This window comes from Polaromonas sp. P1_G1 (assembly GCF_056405595.1).
This window is the reverse complement of the sequence record NZ_JBFUBU010000012.1, coordinates 55,072-68,008: the sequence shown is the minus strand read 5'-3', so window position 1 is coordinate 68,008 and position 12,937 is coordinate 55,072. Positions and strand designations below refer to the sequence as shown.

The 12,937-nt window shown below is 63.0% G+C and carries 15 protein-coding genes and 1 pseudogene; 12 read left to right on the top strand and 4 right to left on the bottom strand.

Features of this window, described 5'->3' with window-relative positions; all coding sequences use genetic code 11:
* The first annotated feature begins 3 nt into the window (after positions 1-3).
* The 12 genes and pseudogenes from AC1D1Y_RS08210 to AC1D1Y_RS08155 all read left to right on the top strand — a co-directional run bounded on the left by AC1D1Y_RS08210 (position 4) and on the right by AC1D1Y_RS08155 (position 9,093).
* Positions 4-324 (top strand): non-heme iron oxygenase ferredoxin subunit, encoded by a 321-nt coding sequence (locus AC1D1Y_RS08210; protein ID WP_477655416.1) that lies wholly within the window; start codon positions 4-6, stop codon positions 322-324.
* Between the two features lie 61 nt (positions 325-385).
* On the top strand, positions 386-1,582 hold the full coding sequence (locus AC1D1Y_RS08205; RefSeq protein WP_477681906.1) for an ABC transporter substrate-binding protein: 1,197 nt from the start codon (positions 386-388) through the stop codon (positions 1,580-1,582).
* 1 nt (position 1,583) lies between these two features.
* Positions 1,584-2,501 (top strand): branched-chain amino acid ABC transporter permease, encoded by a 918-nt coding sequence (locus AC1D1Y_RS08200; RefSeq protein WP_477681905.1) that lies wholly within the window; start codon positions 1,584-1,586, stop codon positions 2,499-2,501.
* Between the two features lie 4 nt (positions 2,502-2,505).
* Entirely contained in the window at positions 2,506-3,519 is a 1,014-nt protein-coding gene (locus AC1D1Y_RS08195) for a branched-chain amino acid ABC transporter permease (protein ID WP_477681904.1), read from the top strand.
* A gap of 68 nt (positions 3,520-3,587) precedes the next feature.
* Positions 3,588-4,034 (top strand): annotated as a pseudogene (locus AC1D1Y_RS08190) (ATP-binding cassette domain-containing protein); the annotation flags it as partial.
* 6 nt (positions 4,035-4,040) lie between these two features.
* On the top strand, positions 4,041-4,271 hold the full coding sequence (locus tag AC1D1Y_RS08185; protein WP_477681931.1) for an ABC transporter ATP-binding protein C-terminal domain-containing protein: 231 nt from the start codon (positions 4,041-4,043) through the stop codon (positions 4,269-4,271).
* A gap of 19 nt (positions 4,272-4,290) precedes the next feature.
* On the top strand, positions 4,291-5,004 hold the full coding sequence (locus tag AC1D1Y_RS08180) for an ABC transporter ATP-binding protein (protein WP_477681903.1): 714 nt from the start codon (positions 4,291-4,293) through the stop codon (positions 5,002-5,004).
* A gap of 181 nt (positions 5,005-5,185) precedes the next feature.
* Positions 5,186-6,337 carry an ABC transporter substrate-binding protein gene (locus AC1D1Y_RS08175; protein WP_477681902.1) on the top strand — a complete coding sequence of 384 codons (1,152 nt, stop codon included), beginning with the start codon at positions 5,186-5,188 and terminating at the stop codon, positions 6,335-6,337.
* A gap of 555 nt (positions 6,338-6,892) precedes the next feature.
* Positions 6,893-7,264 carry a hypothetical protein gene (locus AC1D1Y_RS08170; protein ID WP_477681901.1) on the top strand — a complete coding sequence of 124 codons (372 nt, stop codon included), beginning with the start codon at positions 6,893-6,895 and terminating at the stop codon, positions 7,262-7,264.
* A 91-nt stretch (positions 7,265-7,355) separates the two neighbouring features.
* Positions 7,356-7,979: an HAD family hydrolase gene (locus AC1D1Y_RS08165; protein ID WP_477681900.1), complete on the top strand. Its 624-nt coding sequence runs from the start codon at positions 7,356-7,358 to the stop codon at positions 7,977-7,979.
* Positions 7,980-8,079: 100 nt separating this feature from the next.
* Positions 8,080-8,583, top strand: a complete 504-nt coding sequence (locus tag AC1D1Y_RS08160) for a hypothetical protein (RefSeq protein WP_477681899.1) — start codon at positions 8,080-8,082, stop codon at positions 8,581-8,583.
* 75 nt (positions 8,584-8,658) lie between these two features.
* Positions 8,659-9,093: a VOC family protein gene (locus AC1D1Y_RS08155; protein ID WP_477681898.1), complete on the top strand. Its 435-nt coding sequence runs from the start codon at positions 8,659-8,661 to the stop codon at positions 9,091-9,093.
* Positions 9,094-9,134: 41 nt separating this feature from the next.
* On the opposite strand, the gene AC1D1Y_RS08150 is transcribed toward AC1D1Y_RS08155, so the two are convergent.
* From AC1D1Y_RS08150 to AC1D1Y_RS08135, 4 genes are all read right to left on the bottom strand, one after another.
* Positions 9,135-10,298, bottom strand: coding sequence for a M20 aminoacylase family protein (locus AC1D1Y_RS08150; protein WP_477681897.1), 1,164 nt, complete (start codon positions 10,296-10,298; stop codon positions 9,135-9,137).
* Positions 10,299-10,306: 8 nt separating this feature from the next.
* Positions 10,307-10,678 (bottom strand): helix-turn-helix domain-containing protein, encoded by a 372-nt coding sequence (locus AC1D1Y_RS08145; RefSeq protein ID WP_477681896.1) that lies wholly within the window; start codon positions 10,676-10,678, stop codon positions 10,307-10,309.
* 111 nt (positions 10,679-10,789) lie between these two features.
* Positions 10,790-11,293 (bottom strand): Lrp/AsnC family transcriptional regulator, encoded by a 504-nt coding sequence (locus AC1D1Y_RS08140; RefSeq protein WP_477675135.1) that lies wholly within the window; start codon positions 11,291-11,293, stop codon positions 10,790-10,792.
* A gap of 43 nt (positions 11,294-11,336) precedes the next feature.
* Complete coding sequence (locus tag AC1D1Y_RS08135) at positions 11,337-12,734, bottom strand: aminotransferase class III-fold pyridoxal phosphate-dependent enzyme (protein ID WP_477681895.1); 1,398 nt, start codon at positions 12,732-12,734, stop codon at positions 11,337-11,339.
* Positions 12,735-12,937: the final 203 nt, after the last annotated feature.

Below are 12,937 nucleotides of genomic sequence, written 5' to 3'. Positions count from 1 at the left end.
ATCATGAGCAACTCCAACTGGATTGACGCCACCGAAGAAGACGGTGTGCCCGAAGACGACGTGATCGGCCTGCAGGTCGGCGGCCGCGATGTGGCTTTCTACAAGGTCGAGGGCAGCATTTTCGCCACCGACAACATCTGTACCCACGGCCATGCCCGCCTGTGCGACGGTTTTCTTGACGGCTACGAAATTGAATGTCCGCTGCACCAGGGAAAGTTCGACGTGCGCAATGGCCGCGGCACCTGTGCGCCTATCACGCAGGACGTTCGCAGCTACCCCGTGCGCATCGAGGGCGGCCGTGTCTTTGTGCAGATTTCTGACTGAACCCGCAGCCTTTCACCCCTTTTACTCTTTTCATTACCCCCTACAGAGGAGACAACACACCATGAACACAACATCCAGGACGCCTTCCAGGACGCCTTTTCGCCGCAGCGCACTGATCGCCGCAGCCGGGCTCGCACTGGCCGGCGCCAGCCAGTTCACTGCCGCCGCCACCATCGGCTTCATGGCCCCCTTGTCCGGCCCACAGGCCATCGTCGGCCAGGACCAGGTCGACGGCTTCATGCTGGCGGTCGAGCAATTGGGCGGCAAGCTTGGCGGGCAGGCCGCCACGGTGCTGAAGGAAGACGACCAGCTCAAGCCTGAAATCGGCAGCCAGATCGTGCGCAAGTTCATCGACAAGGACAAGGTCGACGCCATCGTGGGCCTCAGCTTTTCCAATGTGCTGATGGCCAGCCTGCCGCGCATCGCCGAGTCGGGCACCGTGGCCATCGCCACGAATGCCGGCCCGTCGCCGCTGGCCGGCGCGGGTTGCAAGGCCAATGTGTTTTCCGCTGCGTGGCAGAACGACGGCGCCGCCGAAGCCATGGGCAAGCTTGCCCAGGACAAGGGCCTGAAAAAAGTCTACCTGATGGCACCCAACTACCAGGCCGGCAAAGACATGCTGGCCGGTTTCAAGCGCTACTTCAAGGGCCAGGTCGTGGACGAGGTTTACACGCAGGTGAACCAGCCCGACTATTCCGCCGAACTTGCTCAGCTGCAGGCTGCCGCGCCCGATGCGGTGTTTGTGTTCTACCCAGGCGGCATGGGCGTCAACTTCATCAAGCAGATGAGCCAGGCCGGCCTGATGGCCAAAGTGCCGCTGTATTCCGTCTTCACCGTCGATGGCACAACCCTGCCGGGCCTGCGCGACGCGGCCCTTGGCAGCATCAGCGGCGCGATGTGGGACGCGGCGCTGGACACGCCGGAGAACAAGAAGTTCGTGGCCGACTTCGAGCGCAAGTACAAACGTACGCCCAGCGCGTACGCGGCGACGGCCTACGACGCGGCCAATATCCTGAACATCGCCCTGGGCAAGGCCAAGGCCGGTGATTCCAAGGCGCTCGCCGCGGCGGTCAAGGCGGCCGGCAGCGAGTTCAAGTCGGTGCGCGGCCCATTCGCGTTCAACAACAACAACCTGCCGGTGCAGAACTACTATGCGTTCGAAACCGTCAAGAGCGGTGGCAACGTCGTCGGAAGGCTCATCGCAACCCCCTTGCCCAAGCAGAGCGATGCCTACCATGCGCAGTGCGCGCTAAAGTGACATGAACGGCACGATCGTTTTCGCGCAGCTGCTCAACGGCCTGCAGTACGGCGTCCTGCTGTTTTTGCTGGCGGCAGGCCTGACGCTGGTCTTCGGCATCATGAGCTTCGTCAACCTGGCGCACGGCTCACTCTACATGATGGGTGCGTACTTCGCGGCCACGGCCTTCCAGTACACCGGCTCCTTCGGGCTGGCTTTGCTGGTGGCCATGCTGGGTTCGCTGCTGCTGGGTCTTGCGCTGGAGTTCGTCGCAGTCGCGCGCCTCTACCGGCGCGACCATCTTGACCATGTGCTGGCCACCTTCGGCCTGGTCTTGTTTTTCAATGAACTGGTGCGCATCATCTGGGGTCCGCAGCCGGTATTTTTGCAAGTGCCGGAGTTTCTGAGCGGCGCCGTCCCTATCGCCGGCTTCAGCTACCCGGCCTACCGGTTCGCCATCATCGTCGTCGGGCTGGTGGTGGCGGTGGGGTCCTGGTTGCTGATCAACAAGACCCGCGTGGGGATGCTGATCCGGGCCGGCGCGGTGAACCCCGCGATGGTCGCCGCGCTCGGCGTCAATATCCGCCTGCTCAATGCCATGCTGTTTGCGGTCGGCGCCATGCTCGCGGGCCTTGCCGGCGCGATGGCCGGACCCATCCTGTCGGTGCAGTCCGGCATGGGCGAGTCGGTGCTCATCACGACACTGGTCGTCATCGTGATTGGCGGCATCGGATCGGTCACGGGCGCCTTTTATGCCGCGCTGATCGTCGGCATCGTCGACACCCTGGGCCGCGCATTTTTACCCTTCCTGCTGCGGCAGGTCACCGAGCGCTCGCTCGCCGACGCGGCCGGCCCGGCACTGGCCTCCATGCTGGTCTACCTGCTGATGGCGGTGGTTCTGGCCTGGCGCCCGCAAGGCCTCTTTCCCGCCAACAGGTGACACCATGACTCCACTTCTTTCACGCCCCAGCGCCTGGGTTCCCTTGGGGGTCCTGCTGTTGCTGGCGACCGTGCCCTTCGTCGCACAGGCCACCGGCCAGCCGTTTTATGTCGCGTTCTTCGCGCGCATCATCATCTACGCGATTGCCGCCTGCGCCCTGAACATGGCGCTGGGTTACGGCGGGCTGGTGAGCTTCGGCCATTCGCTGTTTCTCGGGCTGGGAGGGTATGCCGTCGGCCTGGCCTCTTTCCATGGCATCGGCAACGGCTGGATGCACCTGGCGCTGTGCCTGGGCATGTGCGGCCTGGTCGCGCTGGTCACAGGCGCCATCAGCCTGCGCACCACCGGCATCGCCTTCATCATGATCACGCTGGCCTTCGCACAGATGGGCTACTTCCTGTTCGTGAGCTTGAAGAACTATGGCGGCGATGACGGCATGTCCATCGCCCAGCCCAGCCGTTTCGGCCCGCTCGACCTGTCGTCCGCGACCAGCGTCTACGTCGTGGCCTTCGTCGTCCTGGTCCTGTCGATCTGGTGGCTGGCCAAGCTGCGCGCTGCGCCCTTCGGCATGGTGATCCGCGGCGCCAGGCAGAACACACGCCGCGTCAACGCCGCCGGCATCCCTGTGCTGCGCTACCAGCTGCTGGCGTATGTGATGTCGGGGATGTTGTGCGGTGTGGCCGGCTTGCTGCTGGCCAACCTCAATGCCTTCGCCTCGCCCAGCACGCTGGCCTGGGCGGTCTCGGGCGAGCTGATCGTCATCGTGGTGATCGGCGGTCTGGGGACAGTGTTCGGCCCCTTGATGGGGGCGCTGGTTTTCCTCGGCCTGGAAGAAATCCTGAAAGGATTTACCGAACACTGGATGGTCATCTTCGGCCCCTTCATCGTCATCGTCACGCTCCTGGGAAACCGCGGCATCATCGGGCTGCTGCAGCGTTTTGATGCCCGGGAAAAGCCGGCCCCCAAAGCCGCTCCATCGGTTGTTGCGGCGACAGGTTCCGCGCAAGGAGCCCTGTAATGGCCAGCATACTTCGCACCGAATCCCTCACCAAACGCTACGGCGCGGTGCTGGTCACTGACGCGGTGTCGCTGGATATTCGCGAAGGCGAACTGCACGCCATCATCGGCCCCAACGGCGCCGGCAAGACCACGCTGATCAACCAGTTGTCGGGCGAGCTGGCACCGAACAGCGGCCGCGTCTGGTTCAACGGCGCGGATGTTTCCGCGCTGCCCATCCATGAACGCGCCAGGCGAGGCTTGTTGCGCTCCTACCAGATCACCTCGATCTTCGAAGACTTCAGCGTGCTGGAGAACGCCACATTCGCGGCGCTGGGCTCACGCCAGCATGCCTTCAAGTTCTGGGCGCCGATGCTGGCGGACAAGAAAGCACGCAAGTTCGCCGAAGAAGCGCTAGCAGCCACCGGCCTCGCGCATCGCCTCCATGTCGCTGCGGCCGACCTGGGGTATGGCGAGCGCAGGCAACTGGAGCTGGCCATGAGCCTGGCCGCCGGCCCAAAATTTTTGCTGCTGGATGAGCCCATGGCCGGCATGAGTGTTCAGGAATCCGCGGCCGTTATCTCGCTGCTGAAAAGCCTCAAACGGCTGTACACCATCCTGCTGGTCGAGCACGACATGGATGCGGTGTTCGCGCTGGCAGACCGCATCAGCGTGCTGGTCTACGGCAAGATTTTGTTCACCGGTACACCCGAGGAAATCCGCAAGCACCCGGAAGTGCGGGCGGTGTACCTCGGTGAAGAAGCTGAAGCATGAAGTGGACAAGGAAAAAGCCATGACGCCATTTTTATCGGTCCAAGGCCTGCAGGCTTCTTACGGCCACGCACAGGTGCTGTTTGACATCTCCTTCGATGTCGGCCCGGGTGAGGTGGTCACCCTGCTGGGGCGCAACGGCATGGGCCGCTCCACCACGGTCAAATGTTTGTTCGGCATGCTGCCGGTGGCGCGCGGCAGCGTGTCGGTGGCCGGTGTCCGCGTAGACCATTTACCTTCGCACCGCATCGCGCGCCAGGGCCTGGCACTGGTGCCCGAAGGCCGGCAGGTGTTTCCGAATCTGACGGTCGAGGAAAACCTGGTGGCGACAGCCCGCGACGACAACAAGAGCCATGGAAAGCCTTGGAACCTGGGGCGTGTCTACGCCTTTTTCCCGCGCTTGAAAGAGCGTCGCGGTAATTTGGGATCACAGCTGTCGGGCGGTGAGCAGCAGATGCTCGCCATCGGCCGTGCGCTGATGACCAACCCGCGGTTGCTGGTGCTCGACGAAGCGACAGAGGGCCTGGCCCCTGTGATTCGAAACGAAATCTGGCGTGCCCTTGCTGAGCTGAAGAAGGAGGGCCTGTCGCAGATCGTCATCGATAAAAACGTGAAAGCGCTGATGGGCCTGGCCGACAGGCACTTTGTGATTGAAAAAGGCTGTGTGGTCTGGCAAGGCACTTCGGATGAGTTGCGCGGACAGCCTGAAATCGTTCACCAATACCTGGGCGTCTGAACCGATCTGTGAGGCCCTTGCCGCAAGTTCGGCGCTCGAACTTATTGCTTGAGGACCAGGGCTGCGTTCAGCCAGCGTAAATGCCAGCGTAATGGCCAAGGTAGTACGACATCTCGGGGTTTAACCCATTTGAATTACTTTGCTTTGGTGATGTACTGGCTGAAGTAATAAAGGAGACTAAATGGCTCTCAATTTCACGCACCTCAAGACCACCATGGCTGCACTTGTGATACTGGCCTTGCCGATGTCCAGCCACGCCATCGACCTCGTCTTCGGACAGGTCGCTTCACAGACCAACCCGACGTCGGCCGCGAACGCCAAAGGCATGGCGGCGGGTATCCAGGCCTATTTCGACAAGGTCAACGCGGGCACTACCCTGCAGGGCAACAAGCTCAAGCTGGTCACGCTTGATGACGGCCTGCAGGCCCCAAAGATGATTGAGCTGACCCAGCAACTCATCGGCGATCCGGCGGTGGTGGGGCTGTTGGGCTTTCTCAACAGCGCCGGGCTCGCCGAAATCGCCAAACAGGACTTGGCGGGCAAGAACGGCATCGCGCTGATTGCACCGTTGCAGGGCGACAAAAATGTGATTTCCGCCAGCAATGTGTTTCCCCTGCGCAGCGGCTATGCGGATGAAGTTGCCAGCCTGCTCAAGGAAGCCAAGACCTGGGGCAAGGACTCGCTGGCCATCGTCAATATGAGCGTCGCCTTCGGTCCACCCCTGGCGCAGTTGACGACCCAGCTCAGCGGTCCACAGGGCGTCAAAATCGTGACGCAGCAGGTGCTTGACGCCGCGCCCGACAAGCTGGATGCGAGCGTTCGCGCAGCCGTCGCCGCCATCACCGAGACCCGCCCCAAGGGCATTATTTTGCTGGCCGCGGGAAAGCCCGCATTTGAATTCGTCAAGGCTGTCCGCGAGGTCCCCGGGGGATCGGTGCAGATCTACGGCCTGTCGGTGCTGCTGCACGACGGCCTGGTCAATGCCACCGGCAAGGACAAGGCACGCGGCATCGTGTTGAGCCAGGCGGTGCCTTTCCCCTTCGTTCCTTCCAAACCGGTCATCACCGAATATCAAGCTGACATGAAGAAGTACGCGCCGGGCGAGGCCCTGTCTTTCTCAAGCCTCGAAGGCTATATGGGCGCCAAGATCGCTGCGGAAGCCGTCCGGCGTGCAGGCAAGACGCCGACCCGCGCCGGGGTGCTGCAAGCCTTGTCCAGTCTGGGCGAATACAACCTTGGAGGCGTCTTTGTCAACTACACAGCAAACCAGCGGACCGGCTGGGGTGGTGTAGATCTCTCCATCATCAACTCCGGCGGCAATCTTCAAAAGTAGGTTCGCAAGTAGCCCCAGCAGCGTTGCGTCGCTCAGTCCGTCTGTTGAATTCCGCCGAAATCTGACCCGGGCATGGAGTGAGCCCCTCAGGCTGGACCCGGGGCTGCGCTCATCCATATTGAGGAGGCGATAACCACACTGTCCGTCTAGAATTGGTTTGAGGGGCTGGGTGTTTTTTTATCGGCCTGAACGAAACCAAAAATGAACAATAAGCCCTTTAACAGCAAGCGCCTGGCTGGGGTTTCAGCGGCCAGGTTATACCGCAGGCACGATGTTGTACCGCAGACCTTGCGGTATACATTGCCTTAGGCTTCAGAAGGTCCATCCATGCCAAGCAAACTCACGCTAGTAGAGCAGCTTGCCCTCCCATCGCAATCTGCCGTTGCTACTGCATTCAAGTCAGTGAATCTCGCAGACGCGTTTTCGATTCAACTTCCTGGGTGGCCCAAGGCAAGTGCGTAGAGGAATGCCATGTGTTGTCCACTCAGGCTTAACCCTTCCTTCAAGCGGACCCGCCCGCGGCGGTTCGCCTAAGTCAAACGTCAGAACTCAGCGATGCCACGCCAATTGCTCTTGATTCTTCCCGCCTTGGCTGGCGGCTTGGCTATGGCGTGGAGCATCTATCGGTCCTATTTTCTCTTTGAGTTCAATGCAGGGAGTCTTCTGTGGGCTGTTGTTTTGCTGGGCCCCTATGTATTCGTTGCTGTGGTGGCATGGCGTTCGCGGCGAGGTTTAATTGCAGCGGTATTGGCCGTGTTTCCAGCCCTGCTGCAGACTGGCCCGCCGTTCACGTGCTTTGCCATCGAATTTGGAGAAGGGTGTCTGTTCCTTCTGGTGTTGTCCCCGCTCTACCTGTGGCTTGTCGTTGCCGCCGCTGCCTTGCTCGAACTCGGCAGTCGGCGCAGCGTCGCCTCGGAGGCTGGGTGACGCAGAGTTCTCACCATTCAGTCAACGCGGACACTTTGCGGCGTCCGCCTGCTTCGCGGGCTACTTGTCTAGCCAAGTCTCCGGGTGTTTCGTGGCCATAGAAAACATCCTCTTTGATGCCGATGGCGTTCTCCAGTACGCAACAAGGCACTGGCAACCTGCGCTTCAGTCCGTTCTCAATCTCGAAGATGAGACGCAAGCCAAAGCGGTCCTGACTGACGTATTCGAAGCAGAAACCGAAGTGCTCGAAGCCGAAGGCGGTTTCACTGAGCGGCTCGAGGCAGTGCTCGCAAAGTGGGGCCGGCCGGGCTTTCTCTCCGAAGCACTGAGCGTTATCCATGCAATCGAAATTCACCAGGATGTCATGCAATCCGTCCAATCCATTCGCCGCTCGGGCATCCGGTGCCACATCGGGAGCAATCAGCAGACCTCTCGCGCAAAGCATATGTCCGAAGGGCTGAACTACAGGTCTCTATTCGACACCGAGTTCTATTCGTGCGTCGTTGGCGTGGCCAAACCCAAGGTTGCCTTCTTCGAGAAAGTCGTTGCACAACTCGGCTGCGATGCAAGCGCCGTGCTATTCCTGGACGATAGAGCCGAAAACGTTGAGGCTGCAAAGCAAGCAGGACTAAACGCCATGGTCTTCTTTGGCGCAAACGGCGCGTCTGGGCTTCAGCGCCAGTTAGCCGGTTTTGGCGTGTTCGTAGGTGACTGAGCACAATGTGCGAGACGCTCAACCCTTCCATCGAGAGGACTTGTCCCGGCAAGCCGGGCCGAGCCTCATATCAAACGTTGGCGCTCATAGGAGGAGTCGCATGAATCTATTTACAAAACCCCTCCAGCCTCATGCCTTTATGCGAGTAATTACTGTCCTCTCTGCTCTATTCGCTCTCCACGTGCCCCACGCGCATGGGCAGATAAGCCTTTCTCCTGAGCGGAGGATTGAGGCCGTGCGCGCGACGGCGGTGAGTACCTGGAAGTTGCAGCGCGAGGAGGGGAATGCCGCGGCAATTACAAAGACGAATGAGTGTCGCGCCAATCTTCTGCGAACGAAGACAAGCTACGATGAAGAGGTGGAAGCTTGCCTGGTGATCGACTATTACGTCTCGATGTCCACTGCTGGCTTCTACTCGCTGCTGTCCGAAGGGTATCGCCGCAATCACAACATCGACCCGGACAAGATCCGCCAAGACGTGACCAGGAGAATTCAGTCGGCCTATATACACTTCAAGCTCTCGCCGCAACAGGCGCAGGAGGCAGCAAGCCTGTTGAAGGAACACGTGTTCCAAGCTGTAGAAGGCGTTGCGGGGGCCAGGTGAGGCATAACATGTTGATCGACGCGGAGAGAATGCATCCGGTTCGTTGCGCCGCAGTGAAGCAAGGAGAGAAAGAGCATGACGATTAAACGAATGGACAACGTCCTCATCGTTGTCGACGATCTCGAAGCCGTCAAGGCGTTCTTCATCGAGCTGGGCCTCAAGCTTGAGGGTGAGTCGACGGTCGAAGGCCCCTTGGTCGGGAGCCTGATCGGGCTCAAGGATGTCCGGGCCACCCTGGCGATGATGCGAACGCCTGATGGGCAAGGCATTGAGCTGGACAAGTTCCACACCCCCGATGCGATCCGGTTCGGGCCCGTGGACGCCCCGGTGAACACGCTGGGCTTGCGCCGTGTCATGTTCGCCGTCGAAGGCATCGACGCCGTCGTCGCGCGCATGCGCGCCCACGGGGCCGAGCTCATGGGCGAAATGCGTTACGGGGACACGTACAAGCTGGCCTACATCCGGGGGCCTGAGGGCATCATCGTCGCGCTTGCCGAGCAGCTCGGCTAGGCCAGTTTTCGGCGACGCCTTGTCCGCCGTTTATTCCCGCCTCAGCCCGCGAGCGCGAGGCTCGCCACCTGGACAAACCAGCTGACGCCCAAGGGCAATACCTCGTCGTTGAAGTCGTAGCTGGGATGGTGCAATGAGGGGGTGTCTTCACGTCCCGGGCCGGCGCCCTGGCCCAGCCAGAGGTAGGCGCCGGGCCTGGCCTTCAGCATGAACGCAAAATCCTCGGACGTGAATGCCGCCGAGGGCGCCACGGAGGCCCGCAGGCCGGCGGCTTCGGCGGCGCGCAGGGCCAGCGACGCTTGTTGCGGTGTGTTGATGGTGGCCGGGTAGTAGCGCACGTACTCGACTTCGATCGTGGTGCCGGTGGATTGGGCCACGCCTTGCGCGACCTGCCGGATGGCGGTTTCGATGGTGTCCTGGACACCGGCATCGAAGCTGCGCACCGTGCCCGTGAGTTCGACCGCGGAGGGCAGCACGTTGTGCGACTGGCCGCCGCTGATGCGCGTGACCGAGAGCACCGCATTCTCGGTGGGCGGGATGCGGCGCGACGTGATGGTGTGCAGCTGGGTGACCAGCTCGCTCGCGGCGAGCACCGCATCGGGCGTGCGATGCGGCTGGGCCGCGTGGCCGCCCCGGCCCCGCACCACGATGTCGAAGCGATCGGCGGCCGCCATGATGGCGCCCGGACGCGTCTGGGCCGTGCCGGCGGGCAGCTCCGGCCAGTTGTGCAGGGCGTAGACCGCGTCGCAGGGGAAGCGCTCGAAGAGTCCTTCCTGGACCATCGCGCGTGCGCCGCCCCGGCCTTCCTCCGCCGGCTGGAAGATGAAGTTGACGGTGCCGTCGAAGCGGCGGGTGCGCGCCAGCTGGCGTGCCGCACCCAGCAGCATGGCGGTGTGCCCGTCGTGGCCGCAGCCGTGGTGGACGCCGGGGAAACGGCTGACGTAGGGCCGTTCGCCTTGCTCAAGAATGGGCAGCGCGTCCATGTCGGCGCGCAGTCCCACGCTGCGCTGTCCACTGCCGGCGCGCAGCACGCCGACAACACCCGTGCCACCTATGCCTTCATGCACCTCCAGCCCCAGGTCGCGCAAGGCCTTGGCGACAATGCCGGCCGTGCGGTGTTCCTTGAAGGCAAGCTCCGGGTGCGCGTGCAGGTCGCGGCGCAGCGCGACCAGGTCGGGCACCAGGTCCGCAATTTCCTGCGTCATGGTGGGGCTCAGCATGCCGTTCGCGGCTGGCCGGCGGTCGTCAGGTACTGCCCCGGTGTCATGCCGAACACGGTCTTGAAGTGCCGCGAGAGATGGCTCTGGTCGTAGAAGCCCGCTTCGCTGGCCGCACTGGCGACCGGCATCCCCTGCCGCATCAGGGCTTGGGCGCGTGCCAGGCGGAGCCGGCAGATGTAGCGGTGCGGGGAAACCCCCACCTGCTGGCGAAACACGGTGGCGAAGCGCCAGATGCTGAGCCCGGCCAGACCGGCCAGCTCCGACAGCGCCAGCGCCTGGTTGAGGTTCTCGTGGATGTGCCGCTGCACACGCTGGATCGCTGCGGCTGAACGGGCAGGTGCCGGGATGCGGGAAGGAGGGTTCATGCTCCAAGCGTAGGCCGGCCCCACCGGAGATGGCACCGGAAACGGACGCCGGCGCAGCAGCAAATGTGGAATCGGGCCGGGCTGCAGCAAAAGCTGCGGCCCGCGGCCCGCTCAAGCGTGCGGCTGGATCAGCTGCTCTATCGGGTAGAAGTTCTTGACGAAGGGCGTCTTGATCACGATGTAGCTGAAGTACTTTTCGATGCCGATGTTGGCCTCCAGCAGGCCTTCGACGATCTCCTGGTAGTGGTTCACACCGCGCGTGACGAACTTCAGCAGGTAGTCGTAGCCGCCGCTGACCAGGTGGCATTCCACGATCTCGTCGATCGGCCGGATGCTCATCTCGAACTTGACGAAGTCCTCGCGCTTGTGGTCCTGCAGCGTGACCTCGGTGAACACCAGCAGCGTGTCGCCCAGTTTCTCGAGCCGTATCTGCGCGCCGTAGCCGGCGATATAGCCGGCTTGCTCCAGCCGCTTCACGCGCACCAGGCAGGGGCTGGGGGACAGGCCGACGGCATCGGCGATTTCGACGTTGGAGGCGCGCCCGTTCTTCTGCAAGTGGCACAGGATTCGCAGGTCGAGGCGGTCAAGCTTGGGGTTGCCGGTGGAGGTGTTCATCGTTAACTCCATTTAAGCAAGTTCCACGCCCAAGTCAATCAGGTCAAGCCAGGGCGCGCCGCACGTCGGGCTGCTCCAGCACGGTGTCCAGCGTGCGGTTCAGCCGCTCGAACATCTGCTCGAACTCCGAGGGCGTGAAGCACAAGGCCGGCGCGAAGCCCAGGATGCCATCGCCGAAAGCGCGGAAGATGAGGCCGTTCTCGTAAGCCGCTTTGGCGATGCGGTCGGGCAGCTGCAGCGCAGGGTCGAAACCGGCCTTGGTGTATTTGTCGCTCACCAGCTCCAGCGCGCCCAGCAGCCCGCGTGAGCGTGCGTCGCCCACCAGCGGATGGCGCAGCATGGACCGCAATCCGGCCTCGAAGTGCGGTGCGACGCGCTGGCCGTTGGCGAGAATGCCGCCCTCTTCGTAAAGCCGTATCACTTCCAGCGCCACGGCGGCGCTCACCGGGTGCGCGGAATAGGTGGCGCCGTGGCCTACCAGCGCGCCGGCCGGCGTGCCGTCGGCGATGCCGGCGTACACGCGATCCGACATCAGCAGCGCGCCCATGGGCGCATAGCCGGAGGTCAGCCCCTTGGCCACCGTCATCAGGTCCGGCGACACGCCCTCGGCGTCGCAGGCGAACATCGGGCCGGTGCGGCCGAAGCCGGTGATCACCTCGTCGGCCACGAACAGGATGTCCAGCTCGCGGCAGGCCTGGTGCATGGCCTTGAGCCAGCCCGTGGGAGGCACGATCACGCCGCCCGAGCCCTGGATCGGTTCGCAGAAAAAGGCCGCGACGTTCTCCGCGCCCAGCGTGTTGACCTTCTCGCGCAGCGAGGCCACCGAAGCCGCGATCAGCGCTTGCGGATCATCGCCCACGGGGCTGCGGTAGGCATAAGGCGAGGGGATGTAGTGCTGCTCGGGGCGCGGCAGGTCGAATCCGCGGTGGAAGGCGGGCAGGGCCGTCAGGCCGGCGCCGGTGGAGGAAGAGCCGTGGTAGCCGCGCTCCAGCGCGACGAAGTGCTTCTTGCTCGGCCGGCCCGTGGTGTTGTAGTACTGCACGATGAGGCGCACGGCCGCATCGATCGCCTCGGAGCCGCCCAGCGTCAGGTAGACATGCTCCAGCCCGGGCGGCGAAATTTCCACGAGCTTGGCGGCAAGGCGGATGGCCGGTTCGCTGGCGTAGCCGAAATAAGCCGTCGCGTAGGGCAGCTCGCGCATCTGACGCGCGGCGGCTTCCACGACGCTTTCGTGGCCGTAGCCGATGTTGACGCACCACAGGCCGGCGAAGGCATCAAGCAGTTCGCGGCCATCGGCGTCGCGCAGCCAGGCGCCCTTGCCGGAGCGCAGCACCGTGGCGCCGCGTTGCTCATGGCCGCGCCAGTTGGCCACAGGGTGGATCAGGTGCGCGCGGTCGAGCGCCACAAGCGAATCGAGTGAGAGGGTTTTGGTGGACATCATGGGGACAAGCTTAGGCGCGAGTGCGCAGCGGGTGCTGCGGCTTGCCCCCCTTCGCGCGAACGGCCATGCTGTTGTTTGCGCGCCTACGGTAGAAGATTCTGCGGCCCCGGGGCCGGTGGACGGGCCCAGGAGTCTGGGCGGCAGAAGGAGCATCGGCTGCAAAGCGAGCGCAGCGGTCCATTTTTCACCGGCTTTTTGCCCCA

What these genes read in the sequence shown, in the direction of transcription:
- AC1D1Y_RS08210 (WP_477655416.1), top strand. Translation starts at nt 4, where the DNA reads ATGAGCAACTCCAACTGGATTGACGCCACCGAAGAAGACGGTGTGCCC.
- AC1D1Y_RS08205 (WP_477681906.1), top strand. Translation starts at nt 386, where the DNA reads ATGAACACAACATCCAGGACGCCTTCCAGGACGCCTTTTCGCCGCAGC.
- AC1D1Y_RS08200 (WP_477681905.1), top strand. Translation starts at nt 1,584, where the DNA reads ATGAACGGCACGATCGTTTTCGCGCAGCTGCTCAACGGCCTGCAGTAC.
- AC1D1Y_RS08195 (WP_477681904.1), top strand. Translation starts at nt 2,506, where the DNA reads ATGACTCCACTTCTTTCACGCCCCAGCGCCTGGGTTCCCTTGGGGGTC.
- AC1D1Y_RS08185 (WP_477681931.1), top strand. Translation starts at nt 4,041, where the DNA reads ATGGCCGGCATGAGTGTTCAGGAATCCGCGGCCGTTATCTCGCTGCTG.
- AC1D1Y_RS08180 (WP_477681903.1), top strand. Translation starts at nt 4,291, where the DNA reads ATGACGCCATTTTTATCGGTCCAAGGCCTGCAGGCTTCTTACGGCCAC.
- AC1D1Y_RS08175 (WP_477681902.1), top strand. Translation starts at nt 5,186, where the DNA reads ATGGCTCTCAATTTCACGCACCTCAAGACCACCATGGCTGCACTTGTG.
- AC1D1Y_RS08170 (WP_477681901.1), top strand. Translation starts at nt 6,893, where the DNA reads ATGCCACGCCAATTGCTCTTGATTCTTCCCGCCTTGGCTGGCGGCTTG.
- AC1D1Y_RS08160 (WP_477681899.1), top strand. Translation starts at nt 8,080, where the DNA reads ATGAATCTATTTACAAAACCCCTCCAGCCTCATGCCTTTATGCGAGTA.
- AC1D1Y_RS08155 (WP_477681898.1), top strand. Translation starts at nt 8,659, where the DNA reads ATGACGATTAAACGAATGGACAACGTCCTCATCGTTGTCGACGATCTC.
- AC1D1Y_RS08150 (WP_477681897.1), bottom strand. Translation starts at nt 10,298, where the DNA reads ATGACGCAGGAAATTGCGGACCTGGTGCCCGACCTGGTCGCGCTGCGC.
- AC1D1Y_RS08145 (WP_477681896.1), bottom strand. Translation starts at nt 10,678, where the DNA reads ATGAACCCTCCTTCCCGCATCCCGGCACCTGCCCGTTCAGCCGCAGCG.
- AC1D1Y_RS08140 (WP_477675135.1), bottom strand. Translation starts at nt 11,293, where the DNA reads ATGAACACCTCCACCGGCAACCCCAAGCTTGACCGCCTCGACCTGCGA.
- AC1D1Y_RS08135 (WP_477681895.1), bottom strand. Translation starts at nt 12,734, where the DNA reads ATGATGTCCACCAAAACCCTCTCACTCGATTCGCTTGTGGCGCTCGAC.